The organism is Pseudomonas sp. ESBL9, assembly GCF_036668715.1.
GTDB lineage: Bacteria > Pseudomonadota > Gammaproteobacteria > Pseudomonadales > Pseudomonadaceae > Aquipseudomonas > Aquipseudomonas lundensis.
Genome location: NZ_JAZEVV010000001.1, coordinates 1,119,355 through 1,142,953 on the forward strand (window position 1 = coordinate 1,119,355; position 23,599 = coordinate 1,142,953).

Below are 23,599 nucleotides of genomic sequence, written 5' to 3' on the forward strand. Positions count from 1 at the left end.
GCCAGCGTCACACGCTCAACGGCCCGGTGGTTGCAACATTGCCATCAGGCGCGGGTTTTCCGCAATTTCCTGCTCAGTCAATCGCGTCACCAACGCCAACCGTGCGTCTTCCCTCTCCCCCACGATTTCCTGTGATTGCGTAACGTAGTCGCTGCTGGACATGCCTTCGCGCGTTGCGAAAAGCGCCGCCATCCGCTCATCTTGAGCCTCGTCCGAGCGAAAGAACGTTTCCTGGTATTTAAGCCTGAGAAAGTTTTGCCAGTAATCGCGAGCAATGAGCGAGGCTTTCAAGGCCTCAGGGGATTCCTTGCTCATGACATAGGCCTTGGCCTCTTGCAACTCGGCCGGTGTCACGCTCGCCACATTTTCAAAGAACATGCTTCGCGGCCTGGCGGGCAAGCCCAGCTCTTGCGCCAGATGCACCTGGTAATACATCTGTACTTCCAGCGGATCAATGTGCGCAATGCGCTCTTGCAGCCAGCGCGGGCTCAGAATCTCGGCCAATTGCAGCGCTTCTGGCGTACCCAGCCGATACGCCACGCCTTGACACTCTTGCGCCGACATTTCACTCAAGGGCTGCTCGGCAAAGTCAGGGCTGATCTCATCAATCAACTGCTGCAAACGTTGGACTGCGTTAATCGGTCGCGCACTGATTTGAGCAATCCGCTGAGCAATGACCGTGTCCACATGCTGATTAAGCGACTCAATGCGCAATAAGCCCCGGGTCAAATCCAGCAATTGTTCTTCGGTATTAAGGCCGTGCTCAGCCAAATAGATTTGAAGTTGCAGTTCAAGATCAGCAAACACCATGGCAATGCCGTCAACGCAGGTTCGGGGCTGACTGCTTATATCAAACAACCATGTACGAAGCCCCGTGTTCTGATGCATCGCGTCTAGCAGTGACCATACGCGCTGACTTAAATCCCCGTAATTACGGGAAAATTGGGCGGACGCGCTTAAGTCCTCAAGTATCCGAAAAAAATCATGACCATTGTTCTCAGCCCATAAGGCATTCCACACCGCCAACTGCTCATCGCTTGGCGGCTGCGCCCAGCGCTGAAGACCCCGAGGGGCCGACACATGCTGGCGAGATATCCAGATACCGAAGTTGATCTGTTCCTCCAGCCGATACACATAGAGACGGCGTAAAGAGTCGGCGCTCAAAGGGTTGTCGTGTAAAAAAGTCACGCGATTGACCGCGTTGCGCGCAGGCGACAGCACCTCGGAAGGCACATGGCTGATCGCGTTATCGCGCAAATCAACCACTTGCAGGTGTTGAAGCCTTTCAATGCCTTCGGGCCATTGATCAATTCCGGTATAACGCAACTGCAGGTGTTCAAGGCCGGACAACCGCCCCACCGACAACCGCATGCCCAATCCGTTGCCGGTCAGGTTGAGAGACTTTAGCCGGGTCAGGCTGGCCAGTGTCTGATGGGCGGACGCGGTCAACGTAATGTGGTTGCCCTGAAGGTTCAACACTGTCAGCTCACTCATGTCTGCAATGGCAGCGGGTAGCTCGATCAATTCGCTGTTCTTCAAGGTCAACGCGCGAAGTTGTTTGAACTTGCCCAAAAATGACGCAGGAAAGTGGCCTGAGGGTGAGTGACGCACATTCAGGGTATTGATGTGAGAAAAGTCCGCGGATAACTCAGGCAGACAATCAACGGGCCAGCCATCCAGATCCAGTTCGTAGCCAAAGTGGCCCCCAATCTGGTTGTGCGGCGTCTGGCGCCGCCAAGCTTGTATCAGGGCCCGGCGCATCGACTTCTTGACCTGAGTCGACACTTTGAACCGCGGCGCGTTGTGGGGCGCGCTCCACACCTCGGACGCCACCCAACTGTCGAGATCGACGCGCAGGCTTTGTAACTCACCCCTGAGGCTGACCAGCCTGCGGGTAATTTGAGCGGGACTGAGGTTCAAGCGATACATAAAATGACCGGCCTGCGCCTCGCTCATTGAGGGGTAAAGCTCAAGTAACTGATCTTTGAGTAATGGCGGCCGTTCTTGAGGCAGTAAACGCCCTGAGCGGCCACCCAGAGGGTAGCCCAGGCGCCCATCGGCCAATCGCAAAGGCGACTTGATCCACGGTTTTATCGTGTGTAAGCCCAAGGCTTGGGCGCTTAGGGAGCGATGCCGGTTCGCGACCGTCGCCACCTTGAGGGTGAACGCCTCATAGGGGGCAGCCGCAGGCAGCATCAACCCCGTGCGTTCTTCGTTTGATAGCGTTTCAAAAATGCACCTGAGCAAGGACGCATGCCTGAATGTCTCGCCCTCGGCAAACCCAAAATATTCATAGTGATCACCGCTCTTGAACACCTCACGCGCAGACGTCACTAACGGGTTTCCAAACGTTTCAATCACGTGCCCGGTGCTTTTGTCTCGTACAACAAGGCGTAAGTTCCTGGGCCAACCCGGGACAGAAGGCAGAATTTTACGGGCCACTTTTAAACTGTCGTCGCTGCTGAGCGAGTCAAACAGCAACCCTTCAATCGCACGGCTCATGCGCACGGATTGAACGTAGTGCCGCGCCTCCTCCAGCACCACGAGCGGGAGCCGCCCTTCGCTGCGAATCAGCGCCACCTGCTCAGGTGACAAGTGCTCTACCAACTCCTCGACCACGGCAGCGGGCAAACTGGAAAATTGTTGTTGTATCAGGGCGCCGATCGAAGACGTTGCCTGTGTTTCGGTGTACAGACTCAAGAACAGGGCTTTCTCTGTGGCTTGCGCAAAGGCCCCCAAGCGTTGCGCCAGCGCCTGAACCTGCTGCTCGCCAGCGACTTCACGCCCCAGTAACTGGGTGATCTGTGTCTGGGACAAACAGTCGAGGGTCACTTTCAACAAGTCGCTGTGTGCGATCTGCGCTTCGGTCACTTGCAGCCTAGGGATCCTGGAGACCAGGTCATTGCCATACTCGCGAAAGAGCACGCCATCATTTTCAACCACCCGCAGTACCCGATCTGCGGGCCACTCTGGCAACTGAGTCATCAGGCGTAACTGAAGATCAGCGTCGGCTGCCAGACGGCCTGCGCCGTTTTTCATCCGGGTGACGAAGGTCTTGATTTTCTCGACCAGCGCGGCACGTTTCAGACTGTCCACCCACAAAGCGGGGGCCGGCAGTTGTTCAAGCACCACATGCCTTAAGGTTGCATCAGACAGATTCGAGATCATCATCACCTTATCAAGCGTGGTGGTTGATAAGGCTTGGGCGTTCCCCCCCATGCGCCGGAATAATTGCGTGCGGTCCCAATACAGGGGATCGTCCAGTTCATGCGTCCAGATGCCTTGATGGTTATGACGTAACTTGACCTTGTACGCACGCCCATCAGAAGGATGTTTCAAGTAGAAACGGTCTGTGCCGGGCTCCATTGCAACCCTATATACCTGGTCATCCAACTTGATATACGTGCGTTGATTAACCGTGAAAATACCGCGCTCATCCGCTGTTATGCCCTCCAGGGAAATCTTTTTAACTTCGTAGCCGGCAAGGTCAGGTTTCCATAACTTACTGACTCCCCGTTCAATCCTGACGGGCACCAACGCATCTACAGGCGCAGGGGCCTGCAAGGCTTTGGCGACCCCTACCGTTCCCGCCAGTAACGCCACGTTTTGGGCAACATCGAAGAGGTAAGTGATCGCTGTGTACTTGTCATTTCTTTCCCATGCATGAATACCCGCAAAGACTTCTTCCCCCAGCTCAATCACGCTGATGGCCAGGAGCACCTGGCCCAGTACCGGCACAAACCCCAGTGCCAATCCAAACAAACTGATCCCGATATTCAAATACATCGCCTGACGCTCAACGCGCGCCCGCTGGTCTTCGTCTTCGGTCGGCACGACCAATACACTGGCGTCGTCTTTGATTTGAGCCAGTTGCTGCTGCCATGCCACTTCAAAGGGGTTTTCGCTTTTAAGGTTGTAGTGGGAGTTTGTAAATAAAGCCGGTTCGTAAATGATGGGTGGGCGTCGTAGCAACAACGAATCCCACGTGGCATGCCTGATATGCGTACGGCGCACAAACTCGGCACGATGGCGTAAGGGAACGCGCGTTATGAAATATTCGGCAAATTGAGGATTTTTTAACCATTCGCGTAAGTGAATCTGGAAGGCATTAAACGTTTCAAACTCGTAGAAACAACGCTCGGGCGCTTGTGGCAGATAGACCACACACGGCTGGACGACGTGACTGGCTTTGCGCAACGGCAATACGATAATGACCCCCGTCACTTCGAAATCGAGTATCTGGAAGGTTCCACACATGGCCGGCCCGGTCGTAAACACCGAGGGCTGTGCGGCCAGCAAATTATCCATGAAGCGGTAAATGCCGGGGCTCACAAACCCCTTCATGAACTCCATATGCAACGCACATGAAAACTCATGGCGTACATCGTCACTGAAGGCCTGCATGTTTTTAAAGGCCTGGGAACGAGGGTCTGACATGGGCCATTGGTTTTCTACAGGCCTGAACTGGCGGTCCAGATGCAGTTGGTATTGAAACCCCAAATTCAGATCACGGCTGATTTGTGCAAATTTCTCCGGTGTCAGATCGGGGTTAATCACCTCCGACTTATTGCTTGCAATGCCGTAGATATAAGAGCCCGGGTCAAAGCCACCGGCACGTGTTTCCGACTCGTCAAAGTTCTGCATGGCGGCCTGCAACAGACTGTGGCGCGAAATACTGGACACCAGATTCAGTTCCAGCGACTCAGGAATCAGTGCGTCCGGCATTAAGGAACGAGCAGCCGTATCGACCAACTTGACCTGATAACGCGCAATAAAGACCAATAAGTTGTTGACCAGGTGCACTTGTTTTAACGCATGGGTCTTTACATCCAGATCACTCCACCCATACACCGATAGCGCCAGTTTCAGCAGGGGTTCGCAGAACTGTTCGATGGGCTTGATGGCGGCCAGAATCCCGGATGTTATCTGCTGCGTCTCATGCCTGAGCTGCAAGCTCTTTTTCAAGGACTGGCGAACGGACTCCGGCGCGTTGACGAACCAGCCGGGTAACAAGGTTGAGACAAGGGTTTCGTATTTATTTTCGGCGGCTGCCTGCAACAGACGTTTTGACGTTTGCGTCATCTGCCTGACTGCATTGGAAGGGGTAGAGCCATTGATCGTTGCCATTACCAAAGCCTGTCTTCTAATAAGACGTTCAGCTTAAGCACAGGCTTTTGCGGCAATGAGTTAGATAGTTAGTGGTCCCCCACTCGCGCTCTGACGCCTCAGCGCCGACCACTGAGGTTGACATGGCCCGCTGTACCCACAGGCACGGCAGGCCACAGTGGGTTACCAGAAACGGTTCTGGGTCACACGCGCCCAGAGCGAATCCACGACACGCTCGACGGAAGAACTGGCGGCCAGCCCCACACGCTCTTGCAGGCTTTTACGCTGGGCAAAGTGCAAATGATAAAGCTGCGCAGTCTTGGCACGCTCCGACAAATACTCATCGCTGGTTTTCAATTCATCCACCAAGCGCTTTTCAACCGCCGCCACCCCCAGCCATACCTCGCCCGTGGCAACTTCATCGATGGCCAATTGTGGGCGGTATTGCGCGACGAAGTTCTTGAACAGTTGATGCGTGATGTCCAGGTCCTGCTGAAACTTCTCACGCCCCTTTTCAGTGTTTTCGCCAAACACGGTCAACGTGCGCTTGTACTCGCCAGCGGTCAGTACTTCGTAATCAATGTCGTGCTTTTTCAACAGTCGATTGACGTTAGGCAACTGCGCGACCACACCGATCGAACCGAGGATGGCGAAAGGCGCGCTGATGATTTTGGCCCCAATACAAGCCATCATGTAGCCACCACTGGCGGCCACTTTATCGATACACACCGTCAGCGGAATGCCCGCCTGACGAATCCGCGCCAACTGCGACGAGGCCAGACCATAGCTGTGTACCATGCCGCCGCCGCTTTCCAGCCGCAGTACCACTTCATCGGCCGGGGTGGCCAGGGTCAGCAAGGCGGTGATCTCGTGACGCAGGCTTTCAGTGGCAGAGGCCTTGATATCGCCATCGAAATCGAGGACGAACACTCGTGGCTTTTCATCAGGCTGTTTCTTCAGCTTCTTTTCAGCCTTGCTGCTGTCTTTGCGCAAGGTCTTCAACTGATCCTTGGTCAACAGTGACTGTTGCAAACGCTCGCGCAAACCTTTGTAAAAGTCATTCAATTTGGTGACGTGCAGTTGCCCCGTCGAACGCCGACGCCCTTTGCCGCGCACGACAGCCAGCGTGACCAGCACCACCAGGATCGCAACCACTATCGTCACTGTTTTCGCCAAAAAACTGGCGTAATCGGCAAGAAATTCCACAGACACTCCTTCAAACGAGGCCACCCCGGACGTCCGGGTGGCGTAATGGGGCTCAGCATACCGGCGCCAATCGGCGGCTGCCAGCCGCGAAATGCTGCGTCGACACGTGCCGGGCGCAATTCAAACAAGCGTATGTTTTTTCATTGACAGCTCCCCGCCTTGCTCCTAACCTCGCCTGACTTTCAACGTACCGGGGCAAAGCGGACGTGGGCAGCATCTATCTAATAAGACATGGCCAAGCCTCTTTCGGCGCTGAGGACTACGACGTGCTGTCGCCACTGGGTGTGCGCCAGGCGCAAATCGTCGGCCAGCATCTGGTTGACCTCGGCCTGCGCTTTGACCGTTGCCTGTCCGGCGATCTTTCCCGTCAGCAAGACACCGCCCGCCACGCCCTGCAGCAATTCAGCGTAGCCGGGCTCGCCACCCCCGCACTGGAAGTTGACCCGGCCTTTAATGAATTCGATGCGTTCGGCGTGCTCAGCGCGCTGCTGCCCGGTTTGTTGCCAGATGAGCCCCATGCCGTGGCAGCCTTGACCCATGCAGCCCATGACCCGGCCGAATTCCAGCGGATATTTGACCTGATTGTGGCGCGCTGGGTCAGCGGTACGTGGGACACCCCTGAACTCGAAAGCTGGCTGGCCTTTGTCGAACGCGTACAAGGCGGGCTCAACCGGTTGCTGGATCACGCCCAGGCCAGCCAGCACACCATCGCCGTGTTCACCTCCGGCGGCACCATCACCGCCCTGCTCCACCTGTTGACCCAAATTCCCGCCAGCGAAGCCTTCAAGCTCACCTGGCACATTGCGAACACCTCGCTCAGCCGCCTCTCGTTTCAAGGCCGCGAGGTCACACTGGCTTCCTTTAACAGTCACCTGCATTTGCAACTGTTGAAGACGCCGTCACTCATCACCTATCGTTGAGCGCCGGCAACCGCGACCCACGGGTCGCCGTACCCCACCACAAAAGGATCGAACCATGACGTCTGTAGCTGATGCCGTTCAAGCAATGAAAGCCAAATTCAACCCAGCCGCTGCTGCCGGCCTGGACCTGGTATTCGGCTTTCGCATTGATGACACCAAGAACTTTTCGCTGATCGTCAAAGACAGCACCTGCGAACTGAAGGAAGGCGAAAACCCGGACGCACAAGTCACTCTGGTGATGGACGGCGAAACCCTGGAAGGCATCGTCAGCGGTGAAACCGACGGCATGCAAGCGTTCATGGGCGGCAAACTGCGCGCTGAAGGCGACATGATGCTGGCGATGAAACTGAGCGAACTGTTCCCAAGCTAAGTTTCGCGCACGACAAAAAAACCGAAGCCCACGCAGCTTCGGTTTTTTTTTGCGCTTCACAGTGGGCGCCTTGCTATCAGACACGCTGATCGGCCACTAACACCCGCGTCTATTAAGGCCGCCCGCGGCTTGTTGTCGACGGGACGGCCCATTAGATTAGCGAATGTTGTCCGGCCTCAAAAATAAGCAGAAGAGATAGCCATGGCGCTCACCGACTCGTCTACCCGTATCCGCTCTGGCGAAGAACTCGACGCCAGCCAGATTGACCCGTACCTGAAGGCCCACATCCCGGGGCTTGGCGGTGAGCCCCGCATCAGCCAGTTCCCCGGTGGCGCATCCAACCTCACGTACCTGATCGAGTACCCCGGCCACGAACTGGTGCTGCGCCGCCCACCGTTTGGCCATAAAGCCAAGTCTGCCCATGACATGGGCCGTGAGTACCGCATTCTCAATCACCTTAAGGACGCCTTCCCCTACTGCCCCAAGGCCTATGCCCATTGCACCGACACGTCGCTGATCGGCAGCGAGTTCTATGTCATGCAACGGGTCAAAGGGATCATCTTGCGCTCGGAATTGCCCGCGGAACTCACCCTCACGGCCGACAACACCGGCGCCCTGTGCCGCAGCTTTATCGACACCCTGGTCGAGCTGCACAAGGTGGATTACACCGCGTGCGGCCTGGCCGACCTGGGCAAGCCTGAAGGTTATGTGCAACGCCAGATCAGCGGCTGGTGCGACCGTTACGAAAAGGCGCTGACCCCGGATGCGCCGCACTGGGAAACCGTCAAGGCGTGGCTCAATGCGCACCTGCCGCCCGATCACCCGACGCCTGCCATCGTTCACAACGATTACCGCTTCGACAACGTCATCCTCGACCCACACAACCCCAGGCAGATCATTGGCGTACTGGACTGGGAGCTCACCACACTCGGCGACCCGCTGATGGACCTGGGCAACACCCTCGCCTACTGGATTGAGGCCAATGACCCGCCGGAGGTGCAGCGGATGCGGCGCCAACCGAGCCATGCGCCGGGGATGTTGACCCGCCGCGAATTCGTCGATTACTACGCAGAACGCGCCGGAATTCAGATCGATAACTACGATTTCTACTACACCTATGGGCTATTCCGTCTGGCAGGCATCGTGCAGCAGATCTACTACCGCTTCTACCACGGCCAAACGCAGGACAAACGCTTCGCCCAGTTCGTCCACATGAACGCCTTGTTGGAGCACATGAGCCTCAAGGTCATCGAGCGCTCCAGCCTCTAAGCCCCCGAACACGAAGGATTCCGCATGACCCGCACTCACTTGTTTGACCTTGATGGCAAAATCGCTTTCGTGTCCGGCGCCAGCCGCGGTATCGGTGAGGCCATTGCCCACTTGCTGGCCCGCCAGGGGGCGCATGTCATCGTCTCCAGCCGCACGCGGGAGAACTGTCAACCCGTGGCCGACGCGATCATCGCCGCCGGGGGCAAAGCCACCGCCATGGCCTGCCACATCGGTGAGCTGGAGCAGATACAACAGGCCTTCGCGCGCATCCGTGACGATTTCGGCCGCCTCGACATTCTGGTCAACAACGCGGCCACCAATCCGCAGTTTTGCCATGTGCTGGACACCGACCCGAGTGCCTTCCAGAAAACCGTCGACGTGAACATTCGCGGCTATTTCTTCATGTCGGCCGAAGCCGGCAAACTGATGCGCGAACACGGCGGCGGCAGCATCATCAATGTCGCCTCCATCAATGGCGTCTCGCCGGGCGCCTTTCAGGGCGTGTACTCGATGACCAAAGCCGCGGTCATCAACATGACCAAAGTGTTTGCCAAGGAATGCGCGCCTTTGGGCATTCGTTGCAACGCCTTGCTGCCCGGCCTGACGGACACCAAATTCGCCTCGGCGCTGGTCAAGAACGACGCGATTCTCAAGGGCGTCTTGCAACAGATCCCGCTCAACCGCGTGGCCAATCCTGAAGAAATGGCAGGCGCCGTGCTGTACCTGGCCAGCGATGCCTCCACCTACACCACGGGCGTTTCGTTGAATGTGGACGGTGGGTTCTTGTCCTGAACAATCCGATAATTTAATTCCACCGATTGCATTTTCGGAAATTTAATTCCATAAAGGTACTTCCTTACAATAAAACATCCAAAGGAAGTTGCCATGCGTTCACTGGGAATAGGTCTGATCGGCACCGGCTTTATGGGGCGCGCCCATGCGCTGGCGTTCCGCAATGTCTGCGCAGCATTCGAACTGCCGGTGCACCTGCGCCTGGCTGCCGTGGCCGATGCAGACGCCGAACGGGCGCAACAGTGCGCTTCGGCCTGGGGGTTTGAACGCGCCCACAGCGACTGGCAGCAGTTAATCAGCGATCCCAAGGTCGACCTGGTGGCCATCACCACCCCCAACCACTTGCATTTCCCCATGGCGATGGCTGCCATCGCGGCGGGCAAGGCCGTGTACTGCGAGAAGCCCCTGGCGGTCAGCCTGCAACAGGCCGATGACATGCATCAGGCCGCCCGGGCTGCAGGCGTGGTCACGCGGGTCGGTTACAACTACCAGCACAATCCGGTGTTGGTGCAGGCACGCGAAATGATCGCGCGAGGCGAGCTAGGGCGGCTCATCAGCTTTGCAGGGGAGTTCAGCGAAGACTTCATGGCCGACCCGGCCTTGCCCTGGTCATGGCGCTGCGAAGCCGGACATGCCGGGGGAGCGTTGGCAGATCTGGGCAGTCACGTGCTGGCCCTCGCCCGCTACCTGATGGGCGACGTCGAGGCGGTGTGCGCCGACAGCCAGACCGTCCACCCGCTGCGACCCGCCAGTCATACCGACCCGCGGCACACACCGATCCACGTGGACGACCAGACTCACGCGTTGTTGCGCTTTCGCAATGGCGCCCGCGGCAGCGTCAGCAGCAGTTGGCTCAAACACGGCTACAAAAACCACCTGAGCGTCGAAATCAGCGGCACCCTGGGCACGCTCAGGTTCGATCAGGAACGCCTGAACGAACTGCACGTGTGCCTGCAAGGACAATCAGGTTTCGAGCGCCGGCTGTCCGGCCCCAACTTGCCGGGCTATGCCGCCTTCAGCCCGGCGGCGGGGCATCAACTGGGTTACAACGAGCTGAAAACCCTCGAAGTCCACGCCGTGATTCAAGCCTGCGCCGGCGTGCCCGCCCCCGGCCCGGATTTCGAAGAAGCCTGGCAAGTGGAGCGCCTGGCCGCCGCCATCCGCCGCGCAGCACAGGAGCAGCGCTGGGTCAGCCTCGATTAACGGGGATACGGCGTGCTGACGGCCCGCAAACAGCGCTCAGCCTCCTGCGCCATCTCCTCAATCACCTGCTGGCAGCTTTTCAGCTCGCCAATCGCCGCCGCCACCTGTCCGCTGGGCAATATGCCTTCATCCGGCACGCCGTCGACCATCGAGCGCTGTAAGAGCACCGGCTGGTTGGCGGCCATCACGGTTTGCGACAGCGCGCCGGGGTCTTCTTTGACCGACTGGGCAAACACCCCGAGCATGTGCCGCAGGCTCATGCCGGTCTGTTGCTTCCATTGCCAGGCACTGCCCAGCGCAATGCGTAAACGGCCAAACGCACTGGCACGCTCCAGCCGGTTGATAAAGGCATTTTCAATCATCCGGTGACGCATGCCGTCCACGGCAGTGGTGACCCGAATCTGCTGCGGGTCGTTGACCTTGAGGTAACGCTCCAGGGTCTGCACCGGCGTGGGGGATTCACGGGTCATGAGAAACCGCGTGCCCATGGCAACCCCCGCGGCACCGCACGCCAGCGCACTGGCCAGGCCGCGCCCGGTGGAGTAGCCGCCCGCGGCAATCACCGGCACCTGCACCGCATCCAGCACCTGTGGCAGCAAGATGGTGCCCGGTACGCCGCCGGTGTGGCCGCCGCCCTCGCCGCCCTGCACGGTGACCATGTCAGCGCCCAGTTCCACGGCCTTGATCGCATGCTTGAGGGCGCCCACCGTGGGAATGCACAACACCCCGGCGCGTTTGAAACGGTCAATGGTCTGCCGGTCAGGCCCGCGCCCATAACTCACCGCACGCAGGCGGTATTCAATGGCCAGGTCCACGCACTGCGCGGCATTGTCCTGAAACATATGAAAGTTAAGACCGAAGTTGCTACCGCCCGTGGCCTCGATCACCCGTTGAATTTCACCCTTCAGTTGATCGGCAGCGATCGTCGCTCCGGCCAAAAAACCAAAGGCTCCCGCCTGGGTGCTGGCGATCACCAGATTAGCGTCCGCCACCCAGCCCATGGCGGTTTGCACAATCGGATAACGGCAGCCCAGCGCCTGGGTCAACGCCGTGTTCAGGTAGTCACTCATCGGCGTTCACCCGCAGCAGCCTTGTTGGCGTCGGCCATGGCCTTGGCATCGAAACCGCCCAGTTTGTCACCGGACAGCAGTTCGTTGTGGCTATGGGCAAAGTGATGCCACGCGAACACTGCGTCCATCGCCGTGCGCTTGCCCTGCAAGTCCTCGACGTGGTTGATCGCTTGCTTGGTCAGGGCCAGCCCCATGCGCGGCTGCCGGGCGATGGCTGCGGCCAGCGCGTAGGTCCCGGCCTCCAGCTCCTCCCGGCTGAACAGGCGATTGACCATGCCCATTTGATAAGCACGCTCGGCGCTCATCCGGTCTCCGGTGAACAGAAATTCCTTGGCAATGCGCGGGTTGAGTTCGTACGGATGAGCGAAATACTCCACCCCCGGAATCCCCATGCGGACCACCGGGTCCTGGAAAAAAGCATCGTCACTGGCCACGATCAAATCGCACACCCAGGCCAGCATCAGCCCACCCGCAATACACGCGCCCTGCACCATGGCGATGGTCGGTTTGGGCACCTCGCGCCAGCGCCGGCACATGCCCAGGTAAACCTCCTGCTCGCGGGCATACAAATACTCCCCGCCGGGCTTGTTGGTGTGATCCCACCACAGGTGGGCACGCTCGAATGGCTTGTTGATGTCGCGCCCCGGCGTGCCGATGTCGTGCCCGGCCGAAAAGTGCTTGCCATTGGCCCGCAGCACGATGACCTTGACCGCGTCATCGTTGACCGCACGCCTGAACGCATCGTCCAGTGCATAGGTCATTTGCGAGTTCTGCGCGTTGTTCACCGTCGGCCGGTTCAGCGTCACACTGGCCACGCCCTCGACCACCGCGTACAACACCGGCTCATCGGTTTCATACACAGCGCTGTCAACGCGCTGCACAAATTCACTGTCGATGCTCATAAGAGTGATCCTTGGCGTCAGGCCTGACGGATGCCGGGCGGATTGCCCTTGAGCGCAGCAGCGCGGTAGTCATGGGGGTCGAGCCGGCGGATCAACGCCAACTGCTCGGCGGTCGGGGCCACGGTGGGGTGCAGGTCGGCCGCCTTGAGCAGCGGGAAGCCGGTGTTTTCCTGCACCTGTTCGAAACGCACGCCCGGGTGCAGCGAACGCACCTGCGCGGCCCGCTGTGGCCCGCCGAAATCCATGACGCACAGGTCGCTCACGATCAGGCGGATGTCCATCAGGTCGCGGCGCATGCCCGGTTCCCAACGCGCGTCGTTAAACCCCACGCCCGACACCATGTCCACCTCGCCCCCGACAAACGCCCGGGTGTTGTGGGCGGGGATGAAGAATGAGTTGAGGTGATTGATGCTGTTGCCGGGCAAGCCGCGCACGCCCAGCATCGCCACTTTGGGTGTGTGGTAATCACCGATGCACGACAGGTTGGTCTGACCCCAGCGGTCCACTTGCGTCGGGCCGATCATGGCATGGCGACGACCGCCCCAGACGCATTCGAACACCCGCTCAAATGACAGGTAACCCGAATAGCGCGGCTCAACGTCACCGCGAGGGCCCAACGGGATCGGTTCTTCCACCAGAAACGCTTCACTGTCGGTCATCAACAGTTCAGGGCTGTGGGTCATTTTGGCCAGGCTGGCCGCCAGACGCGGGATCACCCCGAGCCCCGAGGCAATCACTTCGCCGTTGCCGCGCCAGGCTTCAGAGGCGGCCACAATCAGCAGTTCAGCCAGGGAAAATTCGCAATCAGCAGACATATTCATGCTCCTTAAAACACGGGCAGCGGCAATGCGCTCAGCCGATCGACACCGCCATTGCTGGCCTGATAAGCGCTTTCGCCGGGGGTCACGAACTCGGCCACATAGGCGGCCCAGCCACCGTCTTGGGCCGCGCTGGCGCTGTAGCGCTTCAAGTGACTCAAGTCCCAGCCGTAATCGGACGGGCACGAGGTCGGGTGCGCACCAAAGGGCGCGTGCACCACACCCGTCACCAAATAACGTTCAAACGTGTTGAACCGCGCCTGCTGCGCGTCCAGGCTCAGGCGCTCTTCGAGCCGTTCGCACGAGACAAAACACTGTTTGGCGGCACGGGCATACAAGTGGTCGAAGTACGGGTCAGGCCCGGTCACCAGGGTGTTGCCCAGGCGGTCGGCCACGTTGACGTGCAAGAACGCGATGTCGAGGTTCAGGGCGGGCATGGCCAGCATCACTTCGCCATCGTCATAGGGCGATTGCACCTGTTTGATCTCGGGGTTGAGCCGCGTGACATCGGTGGCCAGGCCGCAGCGGGTTGGCAAGAACGGCAGGCGCATGCCCGCTGCCCGCAGTCCCCATTGCAACATGCCCTCGTCAAGTTCCATCAGTTGCAACCCGCCCGCTTCGCGCGCCTTGCGAAAGTGGGCTTCCAGCGGGATGGCGTCCAGGGTGGCAAAGCCAAACACCAGTTTCTTGACCTTGCCCGCGGCGCAGAGCATCCCGACTTCGGGGCCACCATAGGCGACCACGGTCAGGTCCTTGACGTCCGAGCGCAGGATTTCACGCACGATGGCCATCGGCTTGCGCCGTGGGCCCCAACCGCCGAACCCGATGGTCATGCCATCGCGTAATTGGCCGACCACATCGGCCGCTGTCATTTGCTTGTTCATCTCACGCTCCTTACTGCTGGCCGACTGAAAAGTCGTGCCCCCAGAGGCTGACCCGGGTGAATTCGAAGGCGCTGTGCGCCTGCCAGTCCACCAGCAGGCCGCCATAGCCGTACTCAAGGTCAAAACCCGACGGGGTTTTCATGTAAAAAGAGGTCATCCGGTCATTCAGGTGCTGGCCCAGCGTGGCCGACAACGGCACGTCATGGGCCAGGCGCCGGTCGTGGGCGCGGCCGACTTCGGTCATGTTGTCGACCTCGACCATGACGTGCACACAGCCCGAGGGCACCGGGTACTCCGCCAGCGCCAAACTGTGATGGCGGCTGTTTTTGCAATGCAGAAAGTGAATCCGGATCGGCGGCGCCGAAGGGTCGGGCCGGAAGTTGAAGATGTCCGACAGCTCAAACCCGAGCACGTCCTTGGCAAAGGCCAGGGTCGCATCGAAGTTCGGCGCGGGCAGCACCGTGTGGCCTAGGCCCATGTCACCGGTGATAAAGCGCGGCACGCCTTGAGGCGACACAAAAGGCTGGCAATCGGAACGATGGCCCCAGCTCAACTCGTGGCGATTGCCTGACGGGTCGGTGACGTGGACCAGCGCTTGCACGCCCCGTTGTTCGCACTGCTCGGCACTGCCCTGACGCCAGCTGACATCGGCCTGATTGAGGGTGGCGATGGCGGCGTTGAACGCCGCTTCGTTGCCCAGCTCCCAGCCGGACGCCACATAACGCGCCTCGTCACCGGGCACGATCAGCATGCGAAACGGACGCTCGTCCATCTTCACGTACAGCCCGCCCGAGGGGGCTGGCGTCACCATCATGCCCAGCACATCCTCGGCATAACGCTGCCACGCAACGGGATCGGGGGACTGTGCAACGAAGTAGCTCAAACCGCGAATGTCGATCATGCCTGCTCCTCAACGCCTGTCTGTAGTGGCTGAGGGGAGTATGGGAAGGAAGGGAGCGGGGATCATCGTCCGTTGAGACTAACGGGCGCCGAGGGGGGCGTCGTTGCCCGGCACACAGGCTGCGCGCCGGGCAATGACGACGGTGCAAGAGGTTTACATGTACAGGATCACCAGCTCGTTGATGACCGAGGGCCGCTCGTTGCCCAGTACATGGGTATTGAGTTCAAGGGTGAGTTGGGTGCCACTTTTGACCTTCTCCACCTTCTTGACCCGCGCCCGCGCATGAATGGTGGCCCCGGCGGGCACCGGCGACGGGAAGCGCAAGCGGTCCGATCCGTAATTGACCATATTGCTGAACCCGGTGATCTCGTAACCCAGGTTCAGGTGCATCCGCGATTGCAGGATCTGCACCAGCGCGCCGTGGGCAATGGTGCCGCCGAACGGGCTCTGTTTGCGCGCCCGCTCCGGGTCGGTGTGAATCCAGTAATCATCGCCGGACAACTGCGCAAAGGCGTCAATCAGCGCCTGATCGACAATCACCTGATTGCTCCACGGGCTGAACGTTTCGCTGACCAACCCCTGCAAGGCTGCGTCATCGCTCAGCGCGATCTGGCGCACCGCGGCACGGGCCGGTTCCACAGGCGCAGGCTGCTCGACGCCAGGCCGTGGCCTGAGCCCGGCCGCGTCCTTGTCCACGCCGGTAAAGCGCAGCAGGCGATTGCCCTGGGCGTCCACTTCTGCAAACACCGGCCGCAGGCGCATGCCGATGCTGACTTCAGACGCCTCCAGCCCCACCAGGTTGGTGTTCATGCGTACGCCCTGATCCAGCTCGACCACGGCCAGCATCTGCGGCATTTCGTCAGCGAAATCCGGCAGCGTCGGGATGCGGGTCACGGTAAAGCTGTACAGGGTGGCCTCGCCGCTGACTTCCCGCCAGCTCAGGTCGTGGGCCAGGCACGCCGGGCAATGCCGACGCGGGTAAAACACCCACTGGCCGCACGGGTTGCACTGTTGTATCAGCACGCGCTCGGCTTTGAGACCTTCCCAAAACGGCGCGGAGATTTCGGTCGGCACGGGCATTGGTTTGTTATTGGACATTGGATTCATGCTCCCTGAAGTATCAGCGCGCCCTGCTCGCTCATCACACCGCCGGTGCCTGAGACGTAGACGGTGTCACAGCGTTTGAGTTGTCGCTCGCCCGCCGCCCCGGCGATTTGCGTGACGGCCTCGATCACCTGGCTCATGCCGCCCGCCGACCCGGCCTGGCCGAAACTCAACTGGCCGCCATGGGTGTTCATGGGGAAGTCGCCGCGCCAGGTCAAATCATGTTCGCGCACAAAATTCATGCCCTCGCCCTTGCCGCAGAAACCGGCATCTTCGAGGGTCAACAGCGCGGTGATGGTGTAGCAGTCGTAGATTTGCGCGGCGTCCACGTCCCCGGGTTTAAGCCCGGCCATGTTGAACGCCCGCTGCGACGCCGGGCCGATCGGGGTATGGACCATGTCTTGGGCGTAGGACGGCGACTTGAATGCCAAGTGTTCACCGAACCCGGTGATAAACGAGGGCCGCTTGCGAGCCCGGGCCGCGACTTCTTTGGACGCAATAATCATCGCGGCGCCACCGGCCACCGGCATGACGATCTCCAGCACGTGCAGCGGATCGGCAACCTTTTTGCTCGCCAGCACCTGCTCGATGGTCAGCGGCTGGCCATAAAACATCGCCTGCGGGTTGTATTGCGCATTGGTGCGTTGGTCTACCGCGATCTTGGCCAACGCCCGCGGGTCGTACCCGTATTGCGCGCCATAGCGCTGGGCGATCATGGCGTAACCGGTGTTTTGACCCATGTGGCCATAGGGCAAATCGAACTCTGCTTCGGGCGCCCCAAATGCCGTGCTGTGGCCGCCAAAGCGCATGGCCCGGGCCATCCAGCTTGGGTCTTCGTCCGGGCCCATGGGCGCCATGCGCGCCGGCAGCACGCACAACACCGCCTGACACAACCCCAACTCAATGGCCGCGGCGGCGCGCCAGACCATGCCCACCGAGGTGCAGCCGCCCAAGTCCACCACTTCAGCGAAGTTCAGTTTGAGCCCCAGGTATTCGGCCGCCATGGCGGGCACGAACACCGACGCCTCATGAAACTGCGGGCCGTTGATCACCAGCCCGTCAAGGTCACTGGCCTGTAGCCCTGCGTCCCGCAAGGCCTGGGCCGCCAGGTCCGCCACTTGCTCCAGGTGGAACATGCGTGGGGCCGTGGCGTATTTTTCCGGTTTGTACTGCGCGCTGCCGACAATGGCCGCATGACCTTTAAGACCCATGGGTTTCTCTCTTTATGTCGAATGCTGGGCCCTGCCCACGCTGCGCGATGCAGCGAGGACAGGGACGAAGGGCTCAGAACGTGTATTTCATCGAGAACGTCGCGTAATCGCGGTCGGCCAGCGGCCGCTTGATCGGGTCCGGCTCACCCAAGTACGCGATGTATTTGAAGGCCACTTCCAGATTGCTCAAGTATTTGAACGTGGTGCCCGCGCTCAGGCGTCGATCCCCTGCCACCCCGGCGATGGTGCCGGACATCGGCGCCGCGCCGCTGAACACATCGGAGTAGGTGAACGGCACTTCCAGGTCCCAACCATTGAACACGCCCGGGTAGCTGAACGAGGCGCCCACGGTGTATGCGCTGGAGGAGCGTGTGCGCCAGGCCGAACCGGTTTTGTAGGTGTAGTCATTGGACGGCTGCACGGCCCCGGCATAGCGCGGGTCCAGCGGTAAACCCAACAGGTTCGGCGCACCGGACACATCGTCCACGTCATCCACACGCACGGTGACGATTTCGCCGGTCAGGGTGGTCTGGCTGGCCCACGGCCGGTCTCCGAGAATGCGCATGGCCGACACTTGCAGTTGCTGGCCCTTGCCACGGGTCGGCACCGGCCCCAGCCCGGTGTTGACCATCACCGGCGCGCCGTCGCGGTACGACCACTCGGCGCCGACCTGGGTATCGCCGATTTTGGTGGTGGCGCTGATCCCGGTCAGTTTGATGTCTTCAAAGTATTTGATCCGGTAGCCGTTGCTGGTGTACGCGTACTGGCCGTTGTTGATCGGCAGCGGGTCATAGCCGATCAGCGCCGTGGCCGGGTTTTTATCGTGGTACACCACATGGAACAGCGACATTTCCAGCTCGGGCAGCGGCCGGAAACGGATCTGCGCGCCCCACTGGCCGCTGTCGCGCGGATCGTCGGTGCCGTTGTAAGGCACCTTGGCGCCCCCGGCGCCGTACAAAAACTCACGGCCCGGCCCGATCACGTCGGAGGTCGACAGGTAGCTGCCCACCGGTGGCAGTTCGGTGCCTTTCCACTCGTACTGCACATAGCCGCCGAGGGTCAGCACGGGGTTGATCCGGTACGAGGCCGACACCTGCCCGACCGGCAGCAGCACTTCCTTGACCTCCACCCCCGGTTGCGCGGCCTTGACCGCGTCGGACGGGTTCTGCACGCCATTCACACCGGGGTAATACAGGCTCTCGCCCCAGGATTCGATATGCCGCCCGGCCTTGACGTCGAGCATGGTGTCGTTCTCAAACCGCCAGCCGCCAAACACATAGGCGTCCAGCAGCCGCGTGCGCCCGCCACTGTAAGTGCGGGTGTCGCTGGTGAACGTGTCATTGCTGCCATATTTGTTGACGGTACTCGGGGAGTCGTTGTCGTTGTGGCGGTGGTACACATCGTCATAGAAAGTACTGGCCCGCACCACGGCACCGTAGTTGTCTTTGCGCAGGATCATCTCGCCCAGCGCGCCGATCCGGTTGGTGGTCAGGCTGTGCTGGTCGAAGTTGCGGTTCGGGTCATCCGCGTTAATGCCCATCAAGCGATCGCTGGGGGCGCCCAGGCGCATGCCGATGCCATAACTGGTGGTCACCGACCAATCCAGGGTCGCGCCATTGTCAAACTCGATGGTCTCACCGGCCCACAACGGGCTGGCGAACAACGCGACGGCGGCGGCCAGGCCTGTGACCTGAACCGTGTGCGGGCGCAGCCCCGGACATTTATTGTTGTTTTTATTAATCACACTGCCTCTCCTGATTCGCGACACGCGGCCGCATCGATGGGTTCAAGCGTCATTGCGTGGGTTGGCGCATACGGCCCCGCTCAGTGCAGCGCGAGCGGGTTGAACGTCGAATCTCCTGTCCGGGCACGCCGGTAACGGTGCAATCCTCCTTGTTCTTCACGTACAAGCTTGCCCTGGGCCATCAGGTAGTTGGCGTGCGCCAGCGTCTCGCCCAGGGCCATCAACTCGTCAAAACGGCCCGACAGTTTTTTGAACAGAACGCCCATCATCTCCAGCCCCGAACACGGCTGAGCGCAGGCATCGAGCAGCTGTTGCAAATGGTTGTGGTGGTGGTCGCGCAACTGATCGAGCCGCGCATGCAGGTTGAAAAACGGTCGCTCATGGGCTGGCAGCACCAGCACGCTGTCGGGAATCACCCGCAGCCGCTCGATGGAGTCGAGCCAGTCCTGCAACGGGTTGGCACCCGGCTCGGTGACGTGCACCGCCACGGTCGAGGTAATGCGCGGCAACACCTGATCGCCGGAAATCAGCAACCCGTCCTCGGCGCTGTACAGGCAGGCATGCTCAGGTGAATGGCCGTTGCCCATCACCACTTGCCAGTTGCGCCCGCCAATGCGCAGTTCGCTGCCGTGCTGCAACCGGACGAAACCGGCCGCGAGCTGCGGGCGAAAATGCTCGCTCTGAATCAACGGCAGCAGCGCGGCCGTTTGCTCGGCACTGAAACCGGCCTTTTGGTAGAAATCGAGAAACGCCCAGTCCGGGGTCGTGCCCCTGGGCGGGCCGTGGTGCAACGCGTCGAACTCCCCCAGGGTCATCAACACCGGGCAGCGGAAGCGCTCGGCCAGCCACCCCACCACGCCCGTGTGATCGCTGTGAAAATGCGTGCAGATCACCGCCTTGAGCGGCAGGCCCGCCATCGCTCCGGCAAACACCTGCGCCCACACCTCACGGCATTGCGGGGTGTTGAGCCCGGTGTCCACCGCCACCCAGCCCTCGCCATGGCGCAGCAAATACAGGTTGATATGGTCCAGCCCGAACGGCAGCGGCATGCGCAGCCACAGCACGCCTTCGGCCACCGTCTGCACCTGACCGTTGGCAGGCGGGTGCGGCCACGGGTAGCGCAGCCCGTCGCGCCATTCATGCCCCCGGGCGTCGACGTCATTCATGGTCGCTGCTCACGAACGGCGGCAATCCCGCGCGCGCCAGCACCTGCAATGAATACGGCTGGTAGGTGCCGCTGCTGTCGTCACGCACAAACAAAGGGTCGGCAAACAGGCACGGCGCATAGCCCTGGCGCTGCAAATCCACCTTGCGCAATTTGAAGGTGCTGGTCAGGTCGGCCGCTGCCGAAACCCGCACAAAGACGGGCGCCGCATAGCGCGGCAAACGTGCTTCGGTCAGGTCGTAAAACGCCTGCGGATCAAAACAATGCCCGTCTTGCATCAGAATGGCGGCCATCCCGGCCCGCCCTTCGTGCTCGGGCACTTGCACGCCGTAGACGTTGATCAACTCAAGCCCCGGCAAATCGCTCAGGGTGTCGGCCACTTCCAGCGTGGACACGTTTTCACTCTTCCAGCGGAACGTGTCGCCGATGCGGTCAACGAAATAGAAGTAACCGTCGTCGTCATAACGCAACAGATCGCCCGAGCTCCAGTACGCGTCCCCCGGCTCAAACACATCGCGACGGATCTTGCTTTCGGTGGCGTGCGCGCAGGTGTAGCCCTCAAAGCGTCCACCGCCGATCTGCGGATGGTTGACGATAAACCCCATCGCCTCACCCACTTCGCCCGGCTGGCACAGTTGGTAAAACCCTTGTGCGTCACGCGGGTGGATGTCGTTTTCGATGTCATAGCGCACCAGTCGCAGATTGGTGCGGCTCCAGTCCGGCACCCGGCCGCACGAGCCGACGTAGTTGTCGACGTTGATCAGATTGGCGTTGGCTTCGGTGGAGCCCCAGCCCTCGAACACCTGAATCGGCCCGAAGCGCTCGATCCAGCGTTGCCAGGAATCAGGCGTCAGCCCCGCGCCGAGCATGTAGCGCAAGCTGTGCTCACGCTCGCCTGCGACCACCGGCCGGTTAAGCAAGTAACGGCAGATTTCTCCGATGTACTGAAAGGTGGTGATGCCGTGCTGACGCACGTCGTGCCAGAACTCACGGACGCTGAATCTGCGCCGCACCACAATGCTCGCGCCGGCCCGCAAAGCCGTGGACGTGACCGAGGTGGCCGCGGCGCCGTGGTACAGCGGTAGGCAGCAATAGAACACGTCCTCACAGGTGGCGCCGAGGGTCACTTCCATCACATCCCCCGACGACAGCCAGCGCATATGGCTGTAACGCGCCGCCTTCGGCAGCCCGGTGGTGCCCGACGTAAAAATCAGCAAGGTGGTACTTTCGGCCGGGATACTGGCGCGCCCGTCACGGGGGAACGCCGTGGCCGGTGCGCGCTCCAGTTGCACGGCCAGGCTCTCGTCAACACAGGCCGGTAATGCCGCGTCGCTGGGGTTTTCCGGGTCGCGGATCAACCACCACGGCACGTCAGGCAAGCCGTCGGTGCTCAAGACATTGCCCAGGCATTCTTCACCCACGACCACGGCCTTGGCGGCGGTGGATTCCAGGGCGTGCACCAACGGTTTGCCGCTGACCTGGGTGTTGATGAACGCGGCCACTGCGCCGAGCTTGACCAGCCCGAACCAGCTGAAGAAAAACGCCGGACGGTTTTCCATGGCAATCGCACACACATCGCCGGGGCGCAAACCGTTGTCATAAAACACGTGGGCCATGCGATTGGCCTGGGCGTCGACCTGGGCATAGGTGTAGGTCTGGCCCCCGTAAATCAAAAACGGGCGCTCTGCAAAACGCAGCGCCTGCGCTTCAAGGCGGTCGGCCAGGGTGTAGAGGTCCGATGGCTTGATCTGCGCGCTGGCGGCCGCACGCCGGTCCAGCAGGGCCTGGGTGTGTTCGCGCGGCACCGGCTGTTGCAAGGTGGCCAGGGGCGTATGGATATGGGTCATGTCGTTCATGGCGCCACCGCCTCTGCACACGGGTAATCGCTATAGCCTTCGGGGCCTGGGGAATACAGGGTCTTGCGCTCGAAAGGCGCCAGCGCCAAGCCGTGGCGCAAGCGATGCACCAAGTCCGGGTTGGCGATAAAGTGCCGCGCAAACGACACCGCTTCGCCCTGCCCGGCGTGCAAGGCAGCTTCTGCACCGGGGCCGTCAAAGCCGTCATTGAGGATCAGTCCGCTGCTGCAATAGCGTTGCGCCAGGGCAAAGGCATCCAGGGTCGGCAAGGGCGAACGCATGATGTGCACATAGGCCAGGTCCAGCGGCTCGGCGGCGCTGCACAAGGCCTCAGCCGTGGCCAGGGGGTCGTCATCGCTGATGTCGTTGAACGGGTTGCCCGGGCACAAGCGCAGCCCGACGCGCCCGGCACCGATCGCCGACGCCATGACCGCCAGCACCTCGGCCGGGAACCGCACGCGGTTTTCCACACAGCCGCCGTAGCGGTCTTCACGCCGGTTGCTGCCCGATGCCATGAACTGCATCGGCAGGTAACCACTGGTGCAATGCAACTCAACGCCGTCAAACCCGGCTTCGCGGGCATTCAGGGCGGCCTGCCGGTATTCCTCGATCACCTGGGCGATGTCCTGCAACGACAACGCTTGCGGTTCGTCGGTATCGACCAGCCCCGCCACGTCGGTGAACAACTGGGTGCGGGCCCGCAACGCCGAAGGCGCGACGGTGGACGCCCCGGCGGGTTTGTTGTGCGCGCTCGCGGCCCGGCCCACGTGCATCAGTTGCAACACGATCAGGCCGCCCTCGGCGTGCACGGCCTCGGTCACGGCTTTCCAGGCGGCAATCTGTTGCGGGGTGTAAATCGCCGGGGTGCGGCAATAGCCCAGGCCACTGGCCGACGGCGCGGTGCCTTCGGCAATGATCAGTCCGGCAGACGCGCGCTGGCGGTAATACTCGACCATCTCAGGCGTTGGCACCGCGTTGGCATCGGCGCGGCTGCGGGTCATCGGCGCCATCACGATGCGGTTGGCCAACTGCAACTCACCCAAACGCACAGGCTCAAACAAAATGCTCATGGCAGCTC

The 23,599-nt window shown here is 60.8% G+C and carries 18 protein-coding genes; 5 read left to right on the top strand and 13 right to left on the bottom strand.

What is annotated here, in order from left to right; all coding sequences use genetic code 11:
* Positions 1 to 15: 15 nt before the first annotated feature.
* Both V6F78_RS04780 and sohB read right to left on the bottom strand, forming a co-directional pair.
* A complete protein-coding gene (locus tag V6F78_RS04780; protein ID WP_332726722.1) occupies positions 16 to 5,127 on the bottom strand; it encodes an NEL-type E3 ubiquitin ligase domain-containing protein in 5,112 nt (1,703 codons plus the stop codon).
* A 162-nt stretch (positions 5,128 to 5,289) separates the two neighbouring features.
* Positions 5,290 to 6,312 carry a protease SohB gene (gene sohB / locus V6F78_RS04785; RefSeq protein ID WP_048374764.1) on the bottom strand — a complete coding sequence of 341 codons (1,023 nt, stop codon included), beginning with the start codon at positions 6,310 to 6,312 and terminating at the stop codon, positions 5,290 to 5,292.
* Positions 6,313 to 6,518: 206 nt separating this feature from the next.
* Here sohB and V6F78_RS04790 point away from each other — a divergent pair, with 206 nt between their 5' ends.
* The 5 genes from V6F78_RS04790 (at position 6,519) to V6F78_RS04810 (ending at position 10,866) form a co-directional block, all read left to right on the top strand.
* Positions 6,519 to 7,232: a histidine phosphatase family protein gene (locus V6F78_RS04790; RefSeq protein ID WP_094991179.1), complete on the top strand. Its 714-nt coding sequence runs from the start codon at positions 6,519 to 6,521 to the stop codon at positions 7,230 to 7,232.
* Positions 7,233 to 7,287: 55 nt separating this feature from the next.
* Positions 7,288 to 7,602 carry an SCP2 sterol-binding domain-containing protein gene (locus V6F78_RS04795; RefSeq protein ID WP_047274420.1) on the top strand — a complete coding sequence of 105 codons (315 nt, stop codon included), beginning with the start codon at positions 7,288 to 7,290 and terminating at the stop codon, positions 7,600 to 7,602.
* A 201-nt stretch (positions 7,603 to 7,803) separates the two neighbouring features.
* Positions 7,804 to 8,871 (top strand): phosphotransferase family protein, encoded by a 1,068-nt coding sequence (locus V6F78_RS04800; RefSeq protein ID WP_047276619.1) that lies wholly within the window; start codon positions 7,804 to 7,806, stop codon positions 8,869 to 8,871.
* Between the two features lie 24 nt (positions 8,872 to 8,895).
* Entirely contained in the window at positions 8,896 to 9,663 is a 768-nt protein-coding gene (locus V6F78_RS04805) for an SDR family oxidoreductase (RefSeq protein WP_169858449.1), read from the top strand.
* Between the two features lie 93 nt (positions 9,664 to 9,756).
* Positions 9,757 to 10,866 (top strand): Gfo/Idh/MocA family protein, encoded by a 1,110-nt coding sequence (locus V6F78_RS04810; protein WP_332726728.1) that lies wholly within the window; start codon positions 9,757 to 9,759, stop codon positions 10,864 to 10,866.
* Here V6F78_RS04810 and V6F78_RS04815 read toward each other — a convergent pair.
* From V6F78_RS04815 to V6F78_RS04865, 11 genes are all read right to left on the bottom strand, one after another.
* The gene (locus V6F78_RS04815; protein WP_332726730.1) at positions 10,863 to 11,936 is read right to left on the bottom strand and encodes an NAD(P)H-dependent flavin oxidoreductase; all 1,074 of its coding nucleotides are present in this window, start codon (positions 11,934 to 11,936) and stop codon (positions 10,863 to 10,865) included. The two genes, V6F78_RS04810 and V6F78_RS04815, sit on opposite strands and share 4 nt — an antisense overlap.
* Positions 11,933 to 12,838 (bottom strand): enoyl-CoA hydratase, encoded by a 906-nt coding sequence (locus V6F78_RS04820; RefSeq protein ID WP_047293485.1) that lies wholly within the window; start codon positions 12,836 to 12,838, stop codon positions 11,933 to 11,935. Before V6F78_RS04820 ends, V6F78_RS04815 begins: the two co-directional genes overlap by 4 nt.
* Before the next feature lie 17 nt (positions 12,839 to 12,855).
* Positions 12,856 to 13,653, bottom strand: coding sequence for a CoA-transferase subunit beta (locus V6F78_RS04825; protein WP_047293488.1), 798 nt, complete (start codon positions 13,651 to 13,653; stop codon positions 12,856 to 12,858).
* Between the two features lie 11 nt (positions 13,654 to 13,664).
* The gene (locus V6F78_RS04830; RefSeq protein WP_047274406.1) at positions 13,665 to 14,540 is read right to left on the bottom strand and encodes a CoA transferase subunit A; all 876 of its coding nucleotides are present in this window, start codon (positions 14,538 to 14,540) and stop codon (positions 13,665 to 13,667) included.
* Between the two features lie 10 nt (positions 14,541 to 14,550).
* On the bottom strand, positions 14,551 to 15,441 hold the full coding sequence (locus V6F78_RS04835; protein WP_047293491.1) for a VOC family protein: 891 nt from the start codon (positions 15,439 to 15,441) through the stop codon (positions 14,551 to 14,553).
* A 153-nt stretch (positions 15,442 to 15,594) separates the two neighbouring features.
* The gene (locus V6F78_RS04840; protein ID WP_047293493.1) at positions 15,595 to 16,539 is read right to left on the bottom strand and encodes a bifunctional OB-fold nucleic acid binding domain-containing protein/MaoC family dehydratase; all 945 of its coding nucleotides are present in this window, start codon (positions 16,537 to 16,539) and stop codon (positions 15,595 to 15,597) included.
* Positions 16,540 to 16,544: 5 nt separating this feature from the next.
* Entirely contained in the window at positions 16,545 to 17,756 is a 1,212-nt protein-coding gene (locus V6F78_RS04845; RefSeq protein WP_047274400.1) for a thiolase family protein, read from the bottom strand.
* A gap of 73 nt (positions 17,757 to 17,829) precedes the next feature.
* Positions 17,830 to 19,500 carry a DUF1302 domain-containing protein gene (locus V6F78_RS04850; RefSeq protein ID WP_095007676.1) on the bottom strand — a complete coding sequence of 557 codons (1,671 nt, stop codon included), beginning with the start codon at positions 19,498 to 19,500 and terminating at the stop codon, positions 17,830 to 17,832.
* An 80-nt stretch (positions 19,501 to 19,580) separates the two neighbouring features.
* The gene (locus V6F78_RS04855) at positions 19,581 to 20,666 is read right to left on the bottom strand and encodes an MBL fold metallo-hydrolase (RefSeq protein ID WP_047293496.1); all 1,086 of its coding nucleotides are present in this window, start codon (positions 20,664 to 20,666) and stop codon (positions 19,581 to 19,583) included.
* The gene (locus V6F78_RS04860; protein ID WP_047282662.1) at positions 20,659 to 22,521 is read right to left on the bottom strand and encodes a long-chain-acyl-CoA synthetase; all 1,863 of its coding nucleotides are present in this window, start codon (positions 22,519 to 22,521) and stop codon (positions 20,659 to 20,661) included. Before V6F78_RS04860 ends, V6F78_RS04855 begins: the two co-directional genes overlap by 8 nt.
* Entirely contained in the window at positions 22,518 to 23,591 is a 1,074-nt protein-coding gene (locus tag V6F78_RS04865; RefSeq protein WP_332726734.1) for an alkene reductase, read from the bottom strand. The genes V6F78_RS04860 and V6F78_RS04865 overlap by 4 nt, the downstream gene beginning before the upstream one ends.
* Positions 23,592 to 23,599: the final 8 nt, after the last annotated feature.

Coding starts and splice junctions, on each gene's coding strand:
- V6F78_RS04780 (WP_332726722.1), bottom strand. CDS start 5,127: ATGGCAACGATCAATGGCTCTACCCCTTCCAATGCAGTCAGGCAGATG.
- V6F78_RS04795 (WP_047274420.1), top strand. CDS start 7,288: ATGACGTCTGTAGCTGATGCCGTTCAAGCAATGAAAGCCAAATTCAAC.
- V6F78_RS04800 (WP_047276619.1), top strand. CDS start 7,804: ATGGCGCTCACCGACTCGTCTACCCGTATCCGCTCTGGCGAAGAACTC.
- V6F78_RS04805 (WP_169858449.1), top strand. CDS start 8,896: ATGACCCGCACTCACTTGTTTGACCTTGATGGCAAAATCGCTTTCGTG.
- V6F78_RS04810 (WP_332726728.1), top strand. CDS start 9,757: ATGCGTTCACTGGGAATAGGTCTGATCGGCACCGGCTTTATGGGGCGC.
- V6F78_RS04815 (WP_332726730.1), bottom strand. CDS start 11,936: ATGAGTGACTACCTGAACACGGCGTTGACCCAGGCGCTGGGCTGCCGT.
- V6F78_RS04820 (WP_047293485.1), bottom strand. CDS start 12,838: ATGAGCATCGACAGTGAATTTGTGCAGCGCGTTGACAGCGCTGTGTAT.
- V6F78_RS04825 (WP_047293488.1), bottom strand. CDS start 13,653: ATGTCTGCTGATTGCGAATTTTCCCTGGCTGAACTGCTGATTGTGGCC.
- V6F78_RS04830 (WP_047274406.1), bottom strand. CDS start 14,540: ATGAACAAGCAAATGACAGCGGCCGATGTGGTCGGCCAATTACGCGAT.
- V6F78_RS04835 (WP_047293491.1), bottom strand. CDS start 15,441: ATGATCGACATTCGCGGTTTGAGCTACTTCGTTGCACAGTCCCCCGAT.
- V6F78_RS04840 (WP_047293493.1), bottom strand. CDS start 16,539: ATGTCCAATAACAAACCAATGCCCGTGCCGACCGAAATCTCCGCGCCG.
- V6F78_RS04845 (WP_047274400.1), bottom strand. CDS start 17,756: ATGGGTCTTAAAGGTCATGCGGCCATTGTCGGCAGCGCGCAGTACAAA.
- V6F78_RS04855 (WP_047293496.1), bottom strand. CDS start 20,666: ATGAATGACGTCGACGCCCGGGGGCATGAATGGCGCGACGGGCTGCGC.
- V6F78_RS04860 (WP_047282662.1), bottom strand. CDS start 22,521: ATGAACGACATGACCCATATCCATACGCCCCTGGCCACCTTGCAACAG.
- V6F78_RS04865 (WP_332726734.1), bottom strand. CDS start 23,591: ATGAGCATTTTGTTTGAGCCTGTGCGTTTGGGTGAGTTGCAGTTGGCC.